Origin of the sequence: Microbulbifer magnicolonia (genome assembly GCF_035117725.1) — a bacterium.
Taxonomy (GTDB): domain Bacteria; phylum Pseudomonadota; class Gammaproteobacteria; order Pseudomonadales; family Cellvibrionaceae; genus Microbulbifer; species Microbulbifer magnicolonia.
This window is the reverse complement of the sequence record NZ_JAYEFD010000003.1, coordinates 107,121-124,406: the sequence shown is the minus strand read 5'-3', so window position 1 is coordinate 124,406 and position 17,286 is coordinate 107,121. Positions and strand designations below refer to the sequence as shown.

The following is a 17,286-nucleotide window of genomic DNA, read 5'->3' as shown; positions in this document are numbered from 1 at the left end:
GCCGCGCGGTGGGCGCAACGGCGGTGACCAAGATCAGCCGGCAGGACCGGCAGATTCTGGAACTGTTACAGCGGGATGCGACCCTGTCGGTGGGCGATATCGCCGAGCGGGTGGGCATCTCCAAGTCGGCCTGCTGGCGGCGCATCCACAAGTTCGAGGAGGAGGGCGTGATCCGCGAGCGGGTCACGCTGCTGAACCAGGACAAGGTCAACCTGCCGCTGACGGTCTATATCGCGATCCGCACCAACCAGCACAACGACCAGTGGGCGGCCCAGTTCAGCCGGGTGGTGCAGGGCATCGCCGAGATCCTGGAAGTGCACCGCATGAGCGGCGACCTGGATTACCTGATCAAGGCGGTGGTGACCGACATGCCCGGCTACGACCGCCTGTACAAGGAGCTGATCAAGGCGGACCTGTTCGACGTGAGCTCCAGCTTCGTGATGGAGACCATGAAGCAGACCACGCAGCTGCCGCTCAATTACCTTACCGGTTAATGCTCGGCGTCGGCCGTGCGGCGCGCTCGCCTTCCCGCGCCCCGGCGCAACCACTCCCTGAGCCGTACCTCGCCCAGGACGCGGTCGTTGCCGGGCACGCGCAGGCTGTTGCGGATCTCCTGCCAGGCCCTCGAGTTCAGCCACAGATTGACCAGCAATACGACAACCATCGCGATAATGGCGCCGACACCGGCCAGCAGCATATCTTTCTGCGCATCCCAAATGTCCCCCTGGCTGCCGAGAAAGGCAAGACCGAGTTCCGGGGATACCCGGTCCGCCGCCTGCCATTCGATGATCTCGTAGACGGAGGACAGCGCGAAGGTGACATCGACGGGAAAGAAATAGCCCCAGAAGCCGCGCAGGCCCGCCAGGCGTATCAGCACCTCGCGCACGGGATAGGCGAGCAGCAGGCCGAAGCAGAAATGTACCAGGCGGTCGTACATATTGCGTTCCGCGCCGACCCACTGCTGCAGCGTCGCGCCGAAAGGCACCTCCGCATAGGTGTAGTGGGAGCCGATTACGTGCAGGCACATAAACAGCGTGATCAGGGCATAGGATATATTCGACAGGCGGAAGGCGCGGCCGGTGAGCAGGACTAGCGGTACCGCGATAAAAACCAGGTAATTTTCCAGCAGCCAGTCGTCCGGGTGCAGCGGCTGCCACGCGGCCCAGCCCCAGGTGAGGGCGAAGACGGTCAGGAATCCGATCTGGAAGGCGCGGCGGCGCAGGAAATTCATAGCGTCTGCTTGCGTTGGGTTGTTATGGCCCGCCTGCCGGCAGGCCGATCAATTGCCGGACCCGCAATGTAAGGCTTTTGCGGGATTTCTCAAAGCACCGCGGCGCGGTGGGGCGGGGTTTCGGTAGCGGCAGCCCCGACATCGAGGGACCGGTCCGGCAGCTATTCTTCCGGCGCGCGGCGGATCAGTTGGCGGATGGGGTGGATGTAGGGATCTTTCTCGGCCGGGGCCTGACAGTTGCCGCGCTCGTGCGTGAGTAGGGCCCAGATTCGAACACTGGCCGACGGCGGCAAACGCGATACACGGGAAAGCGCGCTTGTACCGCCGTCGAAGGGAGCGGGCTCCACGCGGAGCCCGAGAGCAATCAACTCGCCAGCCGCTGCTCCCGTAGTGCCCGCTCATGTTCCGTCGCCAGCCGCGCCTCCTCCAGCGACATGCCCGCCTTTCTGTGCGGCGTCGGTTTGCCCTCCGCATCCAGGGCGACAAACACGATACGCTCCACCTGAATGATCAGCTCCCGGGTCTGCTTGTTGCGCACCTCGCAGTGCACGGTCAGCGAGGTATGGCCTATAGCCACCACCTCGAAACCGAATTCCACCACGTCGCCGCAGAAGGCCGAACTGACGAAATCGATTTCCGACATCAGTTTGGTGACCACCATGGGGGTGCCCATCTGGCAACCGGCGAAGATGGCCGCCTCCTCGTCTATCCACGCCAGGAGTTGACCGCCGAACAGCCGTTGTGCCGGGTTGAGATCGCCGGGTTTTACGAAATGACGCGAGTAGTATTTCATTCTGGCCTCTCTGCGGAATGTAGCTTGGTTGAGGGCAATCGCCTGCAGGGCAGGCTCCCACAGTTGGAAGTGCATACAGTGTGCCAACAGAGAGTGACAGAGAGAGGTCAGCCGGGACTCAATTCTGTGGAAGTGATTGCGGCGGAGTGATTTGGCGCTTATGTATCGCCAGCGGGGCTGGCCCCCTCAGGGGCAAGGTCCGGGGCTTGGCCGCTTTGGCCGGGTCCGGGGACATTCTGGACACCTTATTCATCGCCTTGTGACGGCCGCTATGGGACTCGGGCGCAACAGCCATTAGAATGCCTCACCAAAGTGACTCGCGCGTCGATGCGCTCGCCCGCTTTGCGAGCGCCGTCGGCGTCCAGATTCGTTCCCGACGAATTTGTGACCGAACAACCACGATTCCCAGAGTAGAGGGGGAGACTGAAAGGCATGATTATCCAGCCGAAAGTACGCGGTTTTATCTGCACCAACGCCCACCCGCAGGGCTGTGCCGCCAATGTGCGCGAGCAGATTGAATACATCAAATCCCAGCCGGCCATCGAAAATGGCCCGAAGAACGTACTGGTCGTGGGCGCCTCCACCGGTTACGGCCTGGCTTCACGCATCACCGCCGCCTTCGGCTGCGGCGCCAATACCCTCGGCGTCTTCTTCGAAAAGCCGCCGACCGACAAGCGCACCGCTTCCGCCGGTTACTACAACTCGGTGGCGTTTGAGGAAGAGGCGCACAAGGCTGGCCTCTACGCCAAGAGCATCAATGGTGATGCTTTCTCCGACGAGATCAAGGCCAAGGCCATCGAGATGATCAAGGCGGATATGGGCAAGGTGGACCTGGTGGTGTATAGCCTGGCCTCACCGCGCCGCACCGACCCGAAAACCGGCGAGCTGTACAGTTCCGTGCTGAAGCCGATCGGCAAGTCCTACACCGCCAAGAACCTCAACACCGACAAGCTGGAGATCTCCGACATTTCCGTAGAGCCGGCGAACGAGGAAGAAATCGCAGCGACCGTGAAAGTCATGGGCGGCGAGGACTGGGAACTGTGGCTGGACGCCCTGGGCGAAGCCGGTGTGCTGGCCGACGACTGCAAGACCGTTGCCTACACCTATATCGGTGAGAAGCTGACCTGGCCGATCTACGGCCACGCCACCATCGGCAAGGCGAAGGAAGACCTGGACCGCGCCGCCAAGGCGATCAGTGACAGCGGCAAGGCCGATGCCAATGTGGCGGTACTGAAGGCGCTGGTGACCCAGTCCAGCTCCGCGATACCGGTGATGCCGCTGTACATCTCCCTCGTCTACAAGGTGATGAAGGAAGAGGGCACCCACGAGGGCTGTATCGAGCAGCTGTACCGCCTCTATACCGAGGGCCTCTACACCGATACCCCGCGCCTGGACGACACCAACCGCTTCCGCATGGACGACAAGGAACTGCGCCCGGAGACCCAGGCCAAGATCGAGAAGCTGTGGCCGGAAGTGACCGAGGAAAACCTGTTCCAGCTGACCGACTACAAGGGCTATCAGGAGGACTTCCTGAAGCTGTTCGGGTTTGGTGTTGACGGTATCGATTACGATGCCGACATCAGCCCGCTGGTCGAAGCTGACTTCAAGTAATCTAGGTTCGACAAGAACGCAGATACTTGAAGCGAAGGCTCTGATGCCGGGGGTTGTTCGTGAAACATTTGCCGATGAGGCTGTTGAGCGAACGACCACCGGTAGCAGGGCCGCCCCGAGATCTTCTTACGGGCCAACTTCACCGGAGCCGGTTTGATCGATCGCGGCCCACGGCCGCGATGCCGAGCTGGAGCTCGGCGTTCCCAGGGGCCGCTCCTACAACTCCTCTCCCCAAGCCTGCATAATCGTGCCCTTTGATCCGCAGGAGTCTCTCCATGGAATACCGCCAGCTCGGCACCACCGATCTCAGCGTCAGCCTGATCTGTCTCGGCACCATGACCTACGGCGAGCAGAACACCGAGGCCGAGGCCTTCGAGCAGCTGGACTATGCACTCGATCAGGGCGTGAACTTTATCGACTGCGCCGAGATGTACCCGGTACCGCCGCGGCCCGAGACCCAGGGACGCACCGAGGAGTACATCGGCAACTGGCAGGCGGCGCGCGGCAACCGCGACAAGTTCGTGCTGGCCACCAAGGTCACCGGGCGCGGCGACGCCAATTCCGGCGTGGCCCATATCCGCGGCGGCCCGCGGCTCTCCCGCGAACAGATCCTGGCTGCCTGCGACGCTTCACTGCAGCGCCTGCGCACCGACTACATCGACCTCTATCAGGTGCACTGGCCCGAGCGCCAGGCCAACTTCTTCGGCCGCCTCGGTTACGAGCACGGCGAAGACGACGGTATCGCCATCGCCGAAACCCTGGACGCGCTGGCGGAGCTGGTGAAGGCCGGCAAGGTGCGCCATATCGGCGTCTCCAACGAGACCCCCTGGGGCATGCACCGATACCTGCGCCTGGCCGCGCACGGTAACAAACCCCGTATAGCCTCGATCCAGAATCCCTATAGCCTGCTGAACCGCAGTTTTGAGGTGGGTTGCGCGGAGATGGCCATCCGCGAGAGATGCGGCTTGCTGGCCTACTCGCCGCTGGGGTTCGGCGTGCTGTCGGGCAAGTACCTCGGCGGCAATAAGCCGGACGGCGCGCGCCTGACGCTGTTCGAGCGCTTCCAGCGCTACACAGGCCCGCGGGCGGTGGCGGCGACCGAGGCCTATGTCGCACTGGCGCACGAATTCGGCCTCGATCCGGCGCAGATGGCGCTGGCCTTCGTCAACCGGCAGCCGTTCGTGACGTCAAACATCATCGGGGCGACCACCATGGCGCAGCTGAAAAGCAATATCGACAGCGTTCACGTGCAGCTGGACGATGACCAGCTGGCCGCGATCGAGTCCGTGCACGCCGTGAACCCCAATCCGGCGCCCTGAGGGCGGCCTGGCCCGGCGGTCGCCCCCCGCAACTATACTATTTGAATCGACTTATACTTGCGGGCCTGAGCGGCGGGCACACTTGCGGGGAGCGACTATGGAAACCACCGGATTTCACAACCTGAACGACCTCTTTGCGCAGCTGGGCCTCCCCTCCGAGGACGCGGCCATAGAGGAGTTTCTCGCCCGCCACCACCTGCAGGGGGAAGAGAAGCTGTCCAGGGCGCCCTTCTGGTCCGACGGGCAGCGCGAGTTCCTGGAGGAGGCGATTCTGGACGACTCCGACTGGTGCGAGGCGGTGGACGAGCTGGATACCCTGCTGCGCCATTGACCGGCGCGACTCGGCTGCGCCACGCATGGCTGCGGCGGCGCGCCGACCACTCACGTCCCGGTTCCCGCCTTCTTCCGCTATAATGCGCCGCTTTCGACCAACCAGCCCGGCGATTTGAAATCCGGGCGAGATAACAATACCCGATGGAAAAACCCCGATTCCGCGCCGCGCTGCTGCACCCGCGCTACTGGCACACCTGGCTGCTGTTCGCCCTCTGGTTTCTTATCGCCCAGCTGCCCTATCGCTGGCAGCTGGCCCTGGGGCGCCTGCTCGGCCGGCTGATGCTGCGCGTCGCTCCGACCAGGCGCACCATCGCCGAGCGCAACCTGGCGCTGTGTTTCCCGGAAATGTCCGACGCCGAGCGGGCCGAGCTGCTGCGCCGCAATTTCGACTCCAACGGCATAGCGCTGATGGAAACCGGTATGGCCTGGTTCCGCTCCTCCGAGTGGCTGCGCAAGCGTTTCACCATCGACGGGCTGGAGCACCTGCAGGAACCCCAGTCTCGCGGCCAGGGCGTGGTGCTTCTGGCGATGCACTTCACGACCCTGGAGATAGGCGCCGCCTTTATGTCCATGAGTCATCGCATCGACGGCATGTACCGGCCGCACAAGAACCCGGTCTACGACTATATGCAGCGCAAGGGGCGCGAGCGCCACGGCGAGGATTCCGAGGTCTACCAGCGCAAGGACGTGCGCGGCATGCTGCGCGCGCTGCAGCGCGGCCGCGCCGTCTGGTATGCGCCGGATCAGGATTACGGTATCAAGCAGGGCGTGTTCGCGCCGCTGTTCGGTCAGCCGGCGGCGACAGTGACCGGCACTTCGCGCTTCGCCCGCGTCGGGCGCGCGCAGGTGGTGCCTTACACGGTGACGCGGCGCGCGGATGACGCCGGTTACGAGGTTCAGGTCTACCCGCCGATCGAGGAAATTCCGTCCGGCGACGAACTGCAGGACGCAGTGCTGGTCAATCAGTTTGTCGAGGCGCGCATGCGCGAGAACCCGGCGCAGTACATGTGGGTGCACCGCCGCTTCAAGACCCGCCCGGAGGGGGCGCCGAATGTCTACGAGGGCGTGCGCAAGAAGAAAAAGAGGCGCAAACGGGCTCGCTGATCGATGTGGGGGCCTGCCCCCGGATCGAGTCCGGGGCAGGCTCTGCAGGCGACCAAATCGCCGGACACTGGAATGTGACTGCGAATTGCCTCGACACAAGCGCCGTGATCGCGGATGGGGCCGGCTGCCACCGGATTCTGGGCTGGTATCCACCAAGCGTGCTAAGTAACATACCGGATTCATTTTTGGCGGTGTAATTTCCGGGCCAAGAGCAAAAGTTAAGGAGTGAGGATGTTTACCGGCAGTATGGTGGCACTGGCTACCCCAATGTATGCAGACGGCAGCCTGGACTGGGACAGTCTGCACAACTTGGTGGAGTGGCATATAGAGCAGGGCACCCGCGCCGTGGTTGCCGTCGGCACCACCGGTGAATCTGCCACCCTCGACGTCGGCGAGCACATAGACGTGATCCGCCGGGTGGTGGATCAGGTGGCCGGGCGCATCCCGGTGATCGCCGGCACTGGGGCCAACTCCACCTCCGAAGCCATAGAACTGACCGAGGCCGCGGCCAAGTGCGGCGCCGATGCCTGCCTGCTGGTGACGCCCTACTACAACAAGCCCACCCAGGAGGGCCTGTTCCAGCACTACAAGGCCATCGCCAAGGCCGTCTCCATTCCGCAGATTCTCTACAATGTGCCCGGACGCACCGCCGTGGACATGCAGCCGGAGACAGTGCGGCGCCTGGCGCCCATCGGCAATATCGTCGGCATCAAGGAAGCCACCGGCGACCTGGCGCGCGCGCGGGTACTGCTGGATATCCTGCCGCAGGACTTCGCCGTCTATTCCGGCGACGATGCCACCGCGATGGAACTGATGCTGATGGGCGGTCACGGCGATATCAGCGTGACCGCCAATGTCGCGCCGGCGGCCGTGGCGCAGATGTGCGAAGCGGCGCTCAGCGGCGACGCCGATACGGCGCGGGCCATCGACCAGCGCATTCGGATACTGCACAAAGTGCTGTTTTTGGAGTCCAACCCGATACCGGTGAAATGGGCACTGCGGGAAATGGGGCGCATCGACAGCGGCATCCGCCTGCCGCTGACCAGCCTCTCCGCGGAACACCACGCCACCGTGCGCGAAGCACTGCGCAGCGCAGGTGTACTCTGAACCTGCGAACCGAGAATTAACCAGGAAAGACATAATGACAAGATTGACCGCTGGAGCCGCGCTCTGCATCGCCAGTATCTCGCTGACCGGTTGTGGCATATTCGGTGACGATGGCTATTTCCGCGACCGCGGCAACGACTACCAGCGCGCGGACAGCCTGCCGCCGCTGCAATTGCCGGCCGGCGTGACTGCCAAGCATCAGGAGGAACTGTACGAGGTTCCGCAGATTGCCGGCGACCAGTTGACCGAAGGTGAATTTGAAGCGCCGCGTCCGCAGGCGCTGTCGGTCAATGTGGGCCTGGAGCGGGTCAAGATTCAGAAGCTCGGCAACCGACGCTGGGTATTGGTCAGTCAGCCCCCGGCAGAAGTGTGGCCGCAACTGCACTACTTCCTGCGCACCTCCGGACTGCGGCTGGAGAGCTCGGACGCCAGTGCCGGTGTGATGGAGACTACCTGGCTCACGTTCAATGAAAGTCCCGGGACCAAGGACAAATACCGCCTGCAGGTGGAGTCGGGGGTGCAACCGGATACCACCGAAATTCACGTGCGCCATCTGTCGGTGCCCGCGGAAACTCCGGCGAGCGCCCGTGTCGACTGGCCGGCGCAGTCCTCCAGCCCCGAGCGCGAGGGCTGGATGATCGACGAGATGTCCAACTCACTGGCCGCCGAATCCACCGGTGCCGCCGCTTCCCTGGTGGCCCAGGCGATTGGCGGTACTTCGGTCAAGGTGCAGCTACAGGAGCCGTCAGGGCGCGAACCCTATATCTCCATGGGACTGGCGATGGACCGCGCCTGGGCCACCGTCGCCCACGCGGTCAACGCCGGCGCCTATCGCTTGCACAAGGAAGATGCGGACGCAGGTATCCTCTACGTCACCTATGACGAGGATCGCGAACTCGCCGATGAGGACGAGGGCGGCTGGTTCTCCTGGGGTGGCAAGGGCGAGGACAAGCTGGCCAAGGCCGCCGACGAGGTAAGCCTGCAGCAGATACTGGCCAATATCGATATGAGCAGCGATGCCGAGCCGGCACTGTTTGCCGATATCCAGGGCCTCGGCGGTGCGCCGGCGGCAGAGTACCCCGGCTACCTGGTGGTGCTGCGCGGTGGCAACGACGTGATCGAAGTGCGCATCCGCAATACCCGCGGCCAGCCCCTGTCCCGCACCAAGGCTTCGCAGTTGCTGCAGGCGATCCGCCAGAACCTGATATAAGGGGGGCGCCCGGTGGCCCTTCGCTTCGCCTCCCTGGGAAGCGGCAGCAAAGGCAACGGCACCCTGGTCGCCAGCGGCGACCACTGCCTGCTGGTGGACTGCGGCTTTACCATCAAGGAAACCGAGCGGCGCATGGCGCGGCTCGGTGTTTCGCCTGCCGAGCTGTCCGCGATTCTGGTAACCCACGAGCACAGCGACCACCTGTCCGGCGTGGCACCGCTGGCGCGCAAGTACGGACTGCCGGTCTACCTGACGCCGGGCACGCTCCGCGCGCGCGATATCGGCAAACTGCCCCGGGTGCACCTGATCGAGGGGCACCAGCCGTTCGCGGTCGCGGATATCCAGGTCACGCCCGTGGCAGTACCCCACGATGCCCGCGAGGCGGCACAGTTCGTGTTCCGCAGCCGCGGCAGCAGTCTCGGCCTGCTCACCGATCTCGGCACAGTGACGCCCCATGTCGAAGAGCACTTCGGCGACTGCGACGCGCTGGTGCTGGAAGCCAACCACGATCCGCAGATGCTGGCTCAGGGCCCCTATCCGCCGTCGCTGAAGCGGCGCGTCGGCGGCGCATATGGTCACCTGAGCAACCAGCAGGCGGCGGGCTTCCTGCAGCGGGTCGGCTGCGACCAGTTGCAGCACCTGGTGGTGGCGCATATCAGCGAAAAGAACAACAGTATCGAACTGGCCCGCGCGACACTGGCCGACGCCGCCGAGCGGGTCGCCAACTGTATTTTTGCCTGCCAGCAGCAGGGGTTCGACTGGCTGCAGATCGAAAAAGATTGATGGCTGAATGGCACCAACTAAGTGAAGCCTTGAAGGCCGACAGGTGAAGGGCTTCGATCGGCCCTGCTGCCGGTAGTCACCAGGCAAAAAACCTCATCGGTAAATATTTGCCGGATGACCACCGGCAGCAGGGCCTTGCATAACGCAAGCCTGCGGGCTTGGGGATTGATATAAACCTCTCCCGCTAGTGGTTCAAGCGGTAAATTCAGTAACTAAAGCTCACAGCCACAGGCTACGGGGCAAGGCGAAATAGCGCAGGACTAGCAGGGCTAATTCAAGCTTTTTCAACGCCGCACCGGGGCCTGTGGCGAAGAGATCGGTTACTGAATTTACCGCTTGGACCACTTGTCGAAGAGGGGGGGGGCCGGGGAGAGGGTAATGGAAACTCTGCTGATCTACCTGGCGGTGGGCGCCGCCGCCGGCACCATCGCCGGCCTCTTCGGTGTCGGCGGTGGCCTGATCATAGTGCCGGCGCTGGTGCTGGTCTTCACTGCCATGGGCATAGCGCCGCAAATCCTCACCCATATGGCAGTGGCCACTTCCCTGGCGACCATCGTCATCACCTCACTCAGCTCTATCCGCACCCACCATTTAAAGGGCGCGGTGGACTGGTCCATCTTCCTGTCCATGACCCCGGGCATCCTGCTCGGCTCCTGGCTCGGCGGTGTGACCGCCCACTTACTGCCCGGCGCCTGGCTGCAGTTGCTGATCGGTATCTTCGCGCTGTTGATTGCCGCCAAGATGTGGCTCGATGGGTTGCGCCATGCGCAACTGCCCGAAGACGGCAGCAGGCTGCCTGGTGCACCGCTGCTGGCCGGTGCCGGCGGCTTTATCGGCTGGGCGTCGGCGATATTCGGTATTGGCGGCGGTTCCCTGACCGTGCCCTTCCTGTCCCGCTGTCGGGTACAGATGCAGCGCGCCGTCGCCACCTCCGCGGCCTGTGGGCTGCCCATCGCGATCGCGGGGGCCATCAGCTTCGCGGTGCAGGGCTGGCGCGATGAACTGCTGCCGCGCTGGAGCAGCGGTTATATCTACTGGCCGGCCTTTTTCGGCATAGTGGTGGCCAGCACCCCCTTCGCCCGCTTCGGTGCCAACCTGGCCCACAGGCTGTCACCGCAGCTGCTGAAAAACTGCTTCGCCGGTCTGCTGTGCGTGATCGGGCTGCGCTTTATCTGGCTGAATGCGGGATTGCTTCTCGGATAGTGATCCGGACTCGCCCGTGGGAGCCTGCCCTGCAGGGCAGAGTTGCGTGCTGACAAAGCGCAGCTTTGTACGCCACTTTGCGACTCGCCAGGGATGGCGAGGCCGGGGCAGGAGCAAACATACATAGGTTGCGCCATGGATGGCGACCCCAATGCGAATTACCAGCACCAATCGCCTCAGGGCAGGCTCCAACAAAATCAAAAAAAGGCCGCTGTTTCCAGCGGCCTTTTGCGTTTCGGGGCGGATCCGCAATTAGCGGATACCGCACATGCCCTTCTTCAGCAGCGGTGAGATGACGATCATCAGCGCGCCGACGCCAAGGCCCCACCACATCAGATACTCGTAGAGACTGGTGTAGGTGGCCAGGGTGGAGGCCATATCGGTGGCGCCGTCCTGCGGTACCGCCGCCATCTTGCCGATGCGTGTCGCCACCGTCTCGGACAAGGCTGTGGCCAGGAACCAGGTGCCCATGCTCACGCTCACCACCTTGCCGATGGACAGCTTGGTCACCGCGGACAGGCCGACCGGCGACAGGCACAGCTCACCGGTGGTGTGCAGCAGGTAGGCCAGCACCAGCCAGATCATCGCCACCTTGCCGGCTTCGGTCGGGAAGGCCGCGCCGAGAACCAGGGCGCCGAAGCCGAGGCCCGCCTGGATGATGCCGAGGCCGAACTTGACCGGCGTGCTGGGCTCCCAGCCGCGCTTGCCCAGCCATACCCACAGGGCCGCGAACGGAATGGCCAGCAGCATAATGAAGCCGGCGTTCAGAGAGCCAAACATGGAAGCGCGGATCTCGCCGTCGCCGAAGCTGCGATCCAGTACGCGGTCGGCGTACAGAGTCATGGAGCCGGCGGACTGTTCGAACAGCGCCCAGAACACGATGGTGGAGGTGATCAGCACCATTAGCACCACGGTACGGGAGAACTCCTCGCTGTAGTGGCGCGTGAAGCCGTAGCCGATAAAGGCCACCAGGCCCAGCAGCATGCCGCCCAGCCAGACGTCGACATCGGTGAAGGCCCAGACGAGGCCAACGGCCGCAGTCACGGCGGCCATGCCGATGGCGATCATGTCCTTGCCCTTGCTGTCCTGGTGCAGCATGGAGTAGAGGATCAGGCCGACGATGGCGACGATCAGCAGGCTGTTCTGTGCCAGGTGCACGACCGGCTCGCTCTGCACCAGGAACCAGACCAGTGCCAGGGAGGCGATGCCGCCCAGATACACTGCCCACTCCTTGTTGATCGGGCCAACGGCCTTCTCTTTCAGCACTTCCGGGCGGCTCGGCTCGGCCAAGCCGTCGAGGTACTTCTGCCCCCACAGGAAGGTGATCAGGCCGACAACCATGCCGATACCGGCGAGGCCGAAGCCGTAGCCCCAGCCGTAGGTCTCACCCAGCCAGCCGCACAGCAGCGTCGCGATGAAGGAGCCGATATTGATGCCCATATAGAAGATGGTGAATCCGGCATCGCGGCGCGGGTCGTTCTTGCTGTAGAGCTGACCGACGATCGTGGAGATGTTCGGCTTCAGGAAGCCGACGCCCACGGTAATCAGCGCCAGTGCCATAAAGAACACCTTCAGCGCGACCACATCCTGAATTACCACGTCGCTGGCGAGCGTGGTGCCGGCGGCGATCACGGTGCCATCGTTCAGGGTGATGGCCTCAGTGAGCACAGTGCCGGCCGCGTAGGAAATGGCCTGATGGCCCTCCACGGCCATCAGCAGGTGACCCAGACACAGCAGGATACCGCCGAAGAGCACCGCCTTGCGCATACCCAGGTAGCGGTCGGCCAGCAGGCCGCCGATCAGCGGCAGCGCGTAAACCAGGCCCGCATAGGCGCCGAGCACGTCATAGCCGGCGCTGTCGGTAAACAGGTGGTATTTGGTGAGGTAGAGCAGGAGCAGATACTTCATGCCGTAGAAGGAGAAGCGCTCCCAGAGCTCGGTGGCAAAACAGATGTAGAGCCCTTTGGGGTGGCCGAGCAATTCGCCCGAGCCGGCAGTAGTGGCCGTCGTAGTGACGTCCGCGACATTAGAAGACATAGAAGTTCCTCTGTCTGTAATAGTTATTGGGGAACCTCGGTCAGCCGGTGTCTCGAGTGGTGATTTCCAAAGGGTTGGTTAACGCACCCGAGTGGTTTGCAGACTGTTCCCAGAGCTTCCAAATCAAACCCCGGAAGTGTAACAGCTGTGTGTTAGGCAGGCGAATCGTTACAGCTGAAACAGGAAACTTTCCGGCCGGGTATTCACAGGCACCGGATTTGGTGCTAAATGCTATTGGGTGAGCAATTAACAGGGGACTATAACGATGAAAACCCCAATGCTGTTGGCCCTGGTGCTGCTTCTGGCCGCCTGTGCCGGCACCCCGCCGAGCGAAAATGCCGTCATTGACACCAGCGCGGCCCTGAGCGGTGCGGCCATCCTCGGTCAGCCCGTGGATACCGCGAGCCTGCCCGACGAGGACCTGCTGGCGCTGACCCCGGAGATGCGCGCCTACCTGGCGACGGTGGCGCCGGATGCCCGCCCGCAGCAGCGCCTGGCCGCACTGATCCGCGCCTTCGAGCGGCGCGAGTTTCACGTCGAGTACGATGCGGACAGCACCCTGACCGCCACCGAGACCTACCTGCAGGAACGCGGCAACTGCCTGGCCTTTACCCTGATGATGGTCGCCATGGCCCGGCAGCTGGGTGCCGACGCCTACTTCAATCAGGTGGACGTGCCACCGGTGTGGGGGCACGACGAGGCGCAGACCTTCGTCGTCTACCGCCACATCAATATGGTGTCGGAGAGCTCCCGCGGCCGGCGGGTGGTGGATTTCAATCTCGCCGCCTATGACCCGATTTACGACCAGTATAAATTGTCTGATACCGCCGCCTTCGCTCAGTACTACAGCAATCGCGGCATCGAGCTGATGAAGCAGGATCAGCGCGAACAGGCGTTCCTGCATTTGCGCAAGGCGCTGGCGTTACGTCCCGGCGACAGCGACCTCTGGTCCAACCTGGGCGCACTCTACAGCCGCTTCGGCCATCAACATGAAGCGGAACAGAGTTACCGCCAGGCCCTGCAATTAAACGCCGGCAATCTGGTGGCGATCAGCAACCTTGAGCGCCTCTACCGTCAAAGCGGCCGCGACGAACTGGCCGAGCACTACGCGCAAAGGGCGCGCTATCACCGTGAGCGCAACCCCTATTACCTTTTCTATCAGGCGCGCAGTGCCTATGAGCACGGTGAGTATCAACAGGCGAAGAAGCAACTGCGCCGCGCCCTATGGCGCTATGAGGACGACCACCGCTTTCACTTTCTAATGGGACTGACCAACTTCCGACTGGGGGAAGTTGAGGATTCCCGCGAGAGCTTCAGGGCGGCCTTTTCCCTGGCGGAAAATCAGGGCACCAAAAATGCTTATTTGCGTAAGCTGGAATACCTTAAAAGATCGCAGCCGGGTACAAGCCTTGAGGACTCGAATCCGGTTCCGACAATTAACGTTATCAGGCAACAACGGCGTTTTGGACAGTCGGATATGCCTGGTTGGTGATGAACAGGTAGCTTGAATATTTCGTCGCGGGCTCAGGCAGAGTTGCCTGGAGTACATCCATAAAAAAGGGGCGCCGAGGCGCCCCTTCTTATTGCGACTACTGGAGTCGTTACTTAAAACTGGTAGCTGACACCAGCCCAGGCGTAACGGCCCTGGAAGTCGTAAGCGCTGTTCCAGTCGGAACCGGAAGTGGTGGCCGGTTCGCGATCTGTCACGTTGTCGATACCTGCACTCAGACGAGTAGCGTCGTTCACATCCCAGCCCGCCTTCAGGTTCAGGTAGGTGTGAGACGGTACGTCCTGGTAGGGGCTGTGGCCATCGCTCAGGTGCTGGACGTCGGCGCCCAGATCCCAGCCGTTGCCGTACCAGGTGGCGCTCGCCAGACCGCGCCACTTCACGTAGGCGGTGTCGGTAGTGCCGATGTAGTCCAGCTGATCAGTGGTCTGACCAGTCTGGGAGTTGAACTCCTCATACTCGAGCAGGCGGGTCGCCTGAGCGCGCAGGGCCAGCTGGCCGGCGTCGTAGTGGAAGTTCTGAACCACGTCGATATCCACACCCTTGGTGGTGATTCTGCCGATGTTCATCAGCGCACCTTCCAGGGCGATGATCTGGCCAGCGCCGTTGTTGTTGCGCACTACGCGCTCACAGGCAGAGGCGATACCGGCGCGGTAGCAGTCATCCAGGATGCGCTGCAGGTCCGGGGACTGGATCGCGTCTTCCACTTCGATATCGAAGTAGTCGAGGGTGATGGACAGATCTTCGGCGAAGGACGGAGTCCAGACTACGCCGGCAGTGAAGGTCTTGGCTTCTTCCGGCTGCAGATCCGGGTTGCCGCCGATGTTGGTCGGAACCTGGTTGCCGGACTGCACGATGGCCGCCTGACAGTTGGAGCCAACGCCATCCTTGTTGGTTGTGCCGTTGTCACACGGGTCGATCAGGTACTCGTAGCTCTGCGCGGAACCGCTGAACAGCTCGTAGATGCCCGGCGCGCGGAACGCGGTGGACACGCTGGTGCGGAAACGCAGGTCTTCGGTCGGTGCATACACCAGGCCGATCTTACCGGTGCTCTGGCCACCGAAGGTGTCGAAGTCGGAATAGCGAACCGCAAAGTCGGCGGACAGTTCTTCCGCGTACTTGGCACCGGCCAGGATCGGCAGATTGAACTCCGCAAACACTTCGGTTACGGAGTATTCACCGGCAGTGGCATCTTGCTGGTTACCGAAGGTGTCGCCGCTCTGGGTTTCCGGGCTCGGGTTGAACTCACCGGACTCCTCGCGGTACTCAACGCCGGTAGCAAAGCCGAGGGCGCCGCCCTGGAACTGGATGGCTTCGATGTCGCCAGTCAGGCTGGCGCCGAGGTTAACCAGTTCGTACTCGTTGTTCTCTTTGTCGTCGTAGCGGATGTAATCGATCACGTCCGCGCCGATGCCGCCGAGGAACTGCGGGTTGGCGATCGGTGAAGTACCGTTCAGAACTTCAGTCAGCCTGGCCTTGTTGTAGGAGTTGCTGGTGCTGTTCTCGCCTTCGTTCTTGCCGTAGCTCAGGAAAGTATCCCAGCCCCAGCCATTGGCCAGGTCGCCGCGCAGACCGGTAACGAGACGGTAAGTGTCGGTGGTCTGCTCGTAGTCGCGGGTGCCGCCGTCAACCGGGCGCAGGCGCACGTCAAACGCGCCGCTGTCCCAGCTGGTGCCGTGGGAGGCAGCCGGCATTTTCGGCTCCAGACCTTCCGGGCTGCCCTGGGCTACCCAAGCCGCGTGTGCAGCCTGGTATGCAGCCAGGTCGATCTGATAGGCATCTTCCGCTGCCTGCCAGGCTTCCTGCAGCTGCGCCTGAACTTCTGCGGACATGTGAGCCGGGGTCAGCGCCAGGCCATTGCCCGCGTACATCGGCTGAGCGGCCAGCTGCTGATTGGTGGTCTTGGTGGTGAAGCTCGCTTCGCCGTACAGCTCTACCGCGTCGGTGATGGAGTAGGTGCCGTTCAGGGTAGCGGCGGTACGCTCCATCGCGCCGGACAGCCACATGTACTGGCCGATATCGTGCGGCGTGTAGCCGGATGTCAGGGTTTCACCGTCATCGCCAACAGTAAAGCTGCCGTAATCGGTAAAGATGTTGCCGTTCGGGGACATGGAGCTGGTCAGCCCCGCCCACTCGCGGTCTTTGTAAGTGATTTCGTCGCGCTGCGCGTGGCTGATGTTGCCGATAAAGCTGCCGCGCTCGCCTTCGCCGCCGAAGGTAATAGAGAAGTCACCGTTCTCGCCGCCGCCATCTTCAGTGGAGCCGGCACGGGCGCTTACGCGCACGCCTTCAACGGATTTCTTCATAACGACGTTGATAACACCGGCAACGGCGTCGGAGCCGTATACCGCGGAAGCGCCGTCGGTCAGTACTTCGATACGGTCGATCATATCAACCGGGATATTGTTCATATCCACCGCGGAGCTGACGCCGGAGCTGGAGGATACAAAACGACGTCCGTTAACCAGTACCAGGGTACGCGCGGAACCCAGGTTGCGCAGGTCGACGAAAGCCAGGCCTTGGCCACCGTTGTTGTCGTTGGCATTGATGCCGTTGGTGCCCATGGACGGCAGCTGGGTCAGCAGCTCGTCGATGGTGCCAACACCGGAGCGCTGAATCGCTTCGGAGTCAACGATGGTAATAGGGCCAGTGGTAGACAGAGGGTCGCGGGCAATACGCGAACCGGTAACAACTACTTCTTCAACTTCTGGTCCTGGCACTGCGTTCTGAGCGAAAACGCCGGTGCTGGCGATGGTGCCCAGAGCTGCGATAGCAACGCTCAATTTGGTCTTGATCATAATGCATCCTTTTATGTACTTAGGGTACTTATAATGCGTTTATTCGCTTGTAGCATTTAATGCGCGAGCTGACTTTAATGCATTGAATATCATTATGGAACTATCGTGACATTAGGAAGTCACTTTGCTTTTTATTAAATTGTTTATATTTTGAGCTTTACGCTTTATTTGTGAGCGCGGTGGAATATATGTATCCGCCTGAATGGCCCATTAAAGTGATATTTTTATTGTCAATTTAATGGTTGGGGGA

14 protein-coding genes are annotated in these 17,286 nt (G+C 62.3%); 10 read left to right on the top strand and 4 right to left on the bottom strand.

Annotated features, from left to right (window positions below):
- Positions 1-23 precede the first annotated feature (23 nt).
- A complete protein-coding gene (locus tag RRF64_RS15430; RefSeq protein WP_323846810.1) occupies positions 24-494 on the top strand; it encodes an Lrp/AsnC family transcriptional regulator in 471 nt (156 codons plus the stop codon).
- On the opposite strand, the gene RRF64_RS15425 is transcribed toward RRF64_RS15430, so the two are convergent.
- Together RRF64_RS15425 and RRF64_RS15420 are read right to left on the bottom strand one after the other, a co-directional pair.
- Positions 491-1,231: a DUF2238 domain-containing protein gene (locus RRF64_RS15425; RefSeq protein WP_323846809.1), complete on the bottom strand. Its 741-nt coding sequence runs from the start codon at positions 1,229-1,231 to the stop codon at positions 491-493. The genes RRF64_RS15430 and RRF64_RS15425 overlap by 4 nt on opposite strands.
- A 364-nt stretch (positions 1,232-1,595) precedes the next feature.
- On the bottom strand, positions 1,596-2,024 hold the full coding sequence (locus RRF64_RS15420) for an acyl-CoA thioesterase (RefSeq protein ID WP_323846808.1): 429 nt from the start codon (positions 2,022-2,024) through the stop codon (positions 1,596-1,598).
- A 432-nt stretch (positions 2,025-2,456) separates the two neighbouring features.
- On the opposite strand from RRF64_RS15420, the gene fabV reads away from it, so the two are divergent.
- The 8 genes from fabV (at position 2,457) to RRF64_RS15380 (ending at position 10,694) form a co-directional block, all read left to right on the top strand.
- Positions 2,457-3,635 (top strand): enoyl-ACP reductase FabV, encoded by a 1,179-nt coding sequence (gene fabV, locus RRF64_RS15415; RefSeq protein ID WP_323846807.1) that lies wholly within the window; start codon positions 2,457-2,459, stop codon positions 3,633-3,635.
- A 275-nt stretch (positions 3,636-3,910) separates the two neighbouring features.
- Positions 3,911-4,954: an NADP(H)-dependent aldo-keto reductase gene (locus RRF64_RS15410; RefSeq protein WP_323846806.1), complete on the top strand. Its 1,044-nt coding sequence runs from the start codon at positions 3,911-3,913 to the stop codon at positions 4,952-4,954.
- A 97-nt stretch (positions 4,955-5,051) separates the two neighbouring features.
- Positions 5,052-5,285 (top strand): DUF2789 domain-containing protein, encoded by a 234-nt coding sequence (locus tag RRF64_RS15405; protein WP_323846805.1) that lies wholly within the window; start codon positions 5,052-5,054, stop codon positions 5,283-5,285.
- Positions 5,286-5,428: 143 nt separating this feature from the next.
- A complete protein-coding gene (gene lpxL / locus RRF64_RS15400; protein ID WP_323846804.1) occupies positions 5,429-6,391 on the top strand; it encodes an LpxL/LpxP family Kdo(2)-lipid IV(A) lauroyl/palmitoleoyl acyltransferase in 963 nt (320 codons plus the stop codon).
- Between the two features lie 231 nt (positions 6,392-6,622).
- Positions 6,623-7,498, top strand: a complete 876-nt coding sequence (dapA, locus tag RRF64_RS15395; RefSeq protein WP_323846803.1) for a 4-hydroxy-tetrahydrodipicolinate synthase — start codon at positions 6,623-6,625, stop codon at positions 7,496-7,498.
- A 34-nt stretch (positions 7,499-7,532) separates the two neighbouring features.
- Positions 7,533-8,708 (top strand): outer membrane protein assembly factor BamC, encoded by a 1,176-nt coding sequence (gene bamC / locus RRF64_RS15390; protein ID WP_323846802.1) that lies wholly within the window; start codon positions 7,533-7,535, stop codon positions 8,706-8,708.
- 12 nt (positions 8,709-8,720) lie between these two features.
- The gene (locus RRF64_RS15385; RefSeq protein ID WP_323846801.1) at positions 8,721-9,491 is read left to right on the top strand and encodes an MBL fold metallo-hydrolase; all 771 of its coding nucleotides are present in this window, start codon (positions 8,721-8,723) and stop codon (positions 9,489-9,491) included.
- A 378-nt stretch (positions 9,492-9,869) separates the two neighbouring features.
- On the top strand, positions 9,870-10,694 hold the full coding sequence (locus RRF64_RS15380; RefSeq protein ID WP_323846800.1) for a sulfite exporter TauE/SafE family protein: 825 nt from the start codon (positions 9,870-9,872) through the stop codon (positions 10,692-10,694).
- 252 nt (positions 10,695-10,946) lie between these two features.
- Here the strand turns inward: RRF64_RS15380 and RRF64_RS15375 are convergent, their stop codons facing one another.
- Positions 10,947-12,731 carry a peptide MFS transporter gene (locus RRF64_RS15375; protein WP_323846799.1) on the bottom strand — a complete coding sequence of 595 codons (1,785 nt, stop codon included), beginning with the start codon at positions 12,729-12,731 and terminating at the stop codon, positions 10,947-10,949.
- A 265-nt stretch (positions 12,732-12,996) separates the two neighbouring features.
- Here RRF64_RS15375 and RRF64_RS15370 point away from each other — a divergent pair, with 265 nt between their 5' ends.
- Positions 12,997-14,223 (top strand): tetratricopeptide repeat protein, encoded by a 1,227-nt coding sequence (locus tag RRF64_RS15370; protein ID WP_323846798.1) that lies wholly within the window; start codon positions 12,997-12,999, stop codon positions 14,221-14,223.
- Positions 14,224-14,336: 113 nt separating this feature from the next.
- On the opposite strand, the gene RRF64_RS15365 is transcribed toward RRF64_RS15370, so the two are convergent.
- Positions 14,337-17,036 (bottom strand): TonB-dependent receptor plug domain-containing protein, encoded by a 2,700-nt coding sequence (locus RRF64_RS15365; protein WP_323846797.1) that lies wholly within the window; start codon positions 17,034-17,036, stop codon positions 14,337-14,339.
- Positions 17,037-17,286: the final 250 nt, after the last annotated feature.

Bases quoted from the DNA above. Each gene is read 5' to 3' on its own strand.
- RRF64_RS15425 (WP_323846809.1), bottom strand. From the start codon at position 1,231: ATGAATTTCCTGCGCCGCCGCGCCTTCCAGATCGGATTCCTGACCGTC.
- RRF64_RS15370 (WP_323846798.1), top strand. From the start codon at position 12,997: ATGAAAACCCCAATGCTGTTGGCCCTGGTGCTGCTTCTGGCCGCCTGT.
- dapA (WP_323846803.1), top strand. From the start codon at position 6,623: ATGTTTACCGGCAGTATGGTGGCACTGGCTACCCCAATGTATGCAGAC.
- RRF64_RS15410 (WP_323846806.1), top strand. From the start codon at position 3,911: ATGGAATACCGCCAGCTCGGCACCACCGATCTCAGCGTCAGCCTGATC.
- lpxL (WP_323846804.1), top strand. From the start codon at position 5,429: ATGGAAAAACCCCGATTCCGCGCCGCGCTGCTGCACCCGCGCTACTGG.
- fabV (WP_323846807.1), top strand. From the start codon at position 2,457: ATGATTATCCAGCCGAAAGTACGCGGTTTTATCTGCACCAACGCCCAC.
- RRF64_RS15380 (WP_323846800.1), top strand. From the start codon at position 9,870: ATGGAAACTCTGCTGATCTACCTGGCGGTGGGCGCCGCCGCCGGCACC.
- RRF64_RS15365 (WP_323846797.1), bottom strand. From the start codon at position 17,036: ATGATCAAGACCAAATTGAGCGTTGCTATCGCAGCTCTGGGCACCATC.
- RRF64_RS15420 (WP_323846808.1), bottom strand. From the start codon at position 2,024: ATGAAATACTACTCGCGTCATTTCGTAAAACCCGGCGATCTCAACCCG.
- RRF64_RS15375 (WP_323846799.1), bottom strand. From the start codon at position 12,731: ATGTCTTCTAATGTCGCGGACGTCACTACGACGGCCACTACTGCCGGC.
- RRF64_RS15405 (WP_323846805.1), top strand. From the start codon at position 5,052: ATGGAAACCACCGGATTTCACAACCTGAACGACCTCTTTGCGCAGCTG.
- bamC (WP_323846802.1), top strand. From the start codon at position 7,533: ATGACAAGATTGACCGCTGGAGCCGCGCTCTGCATCGCCAGTATCTCG.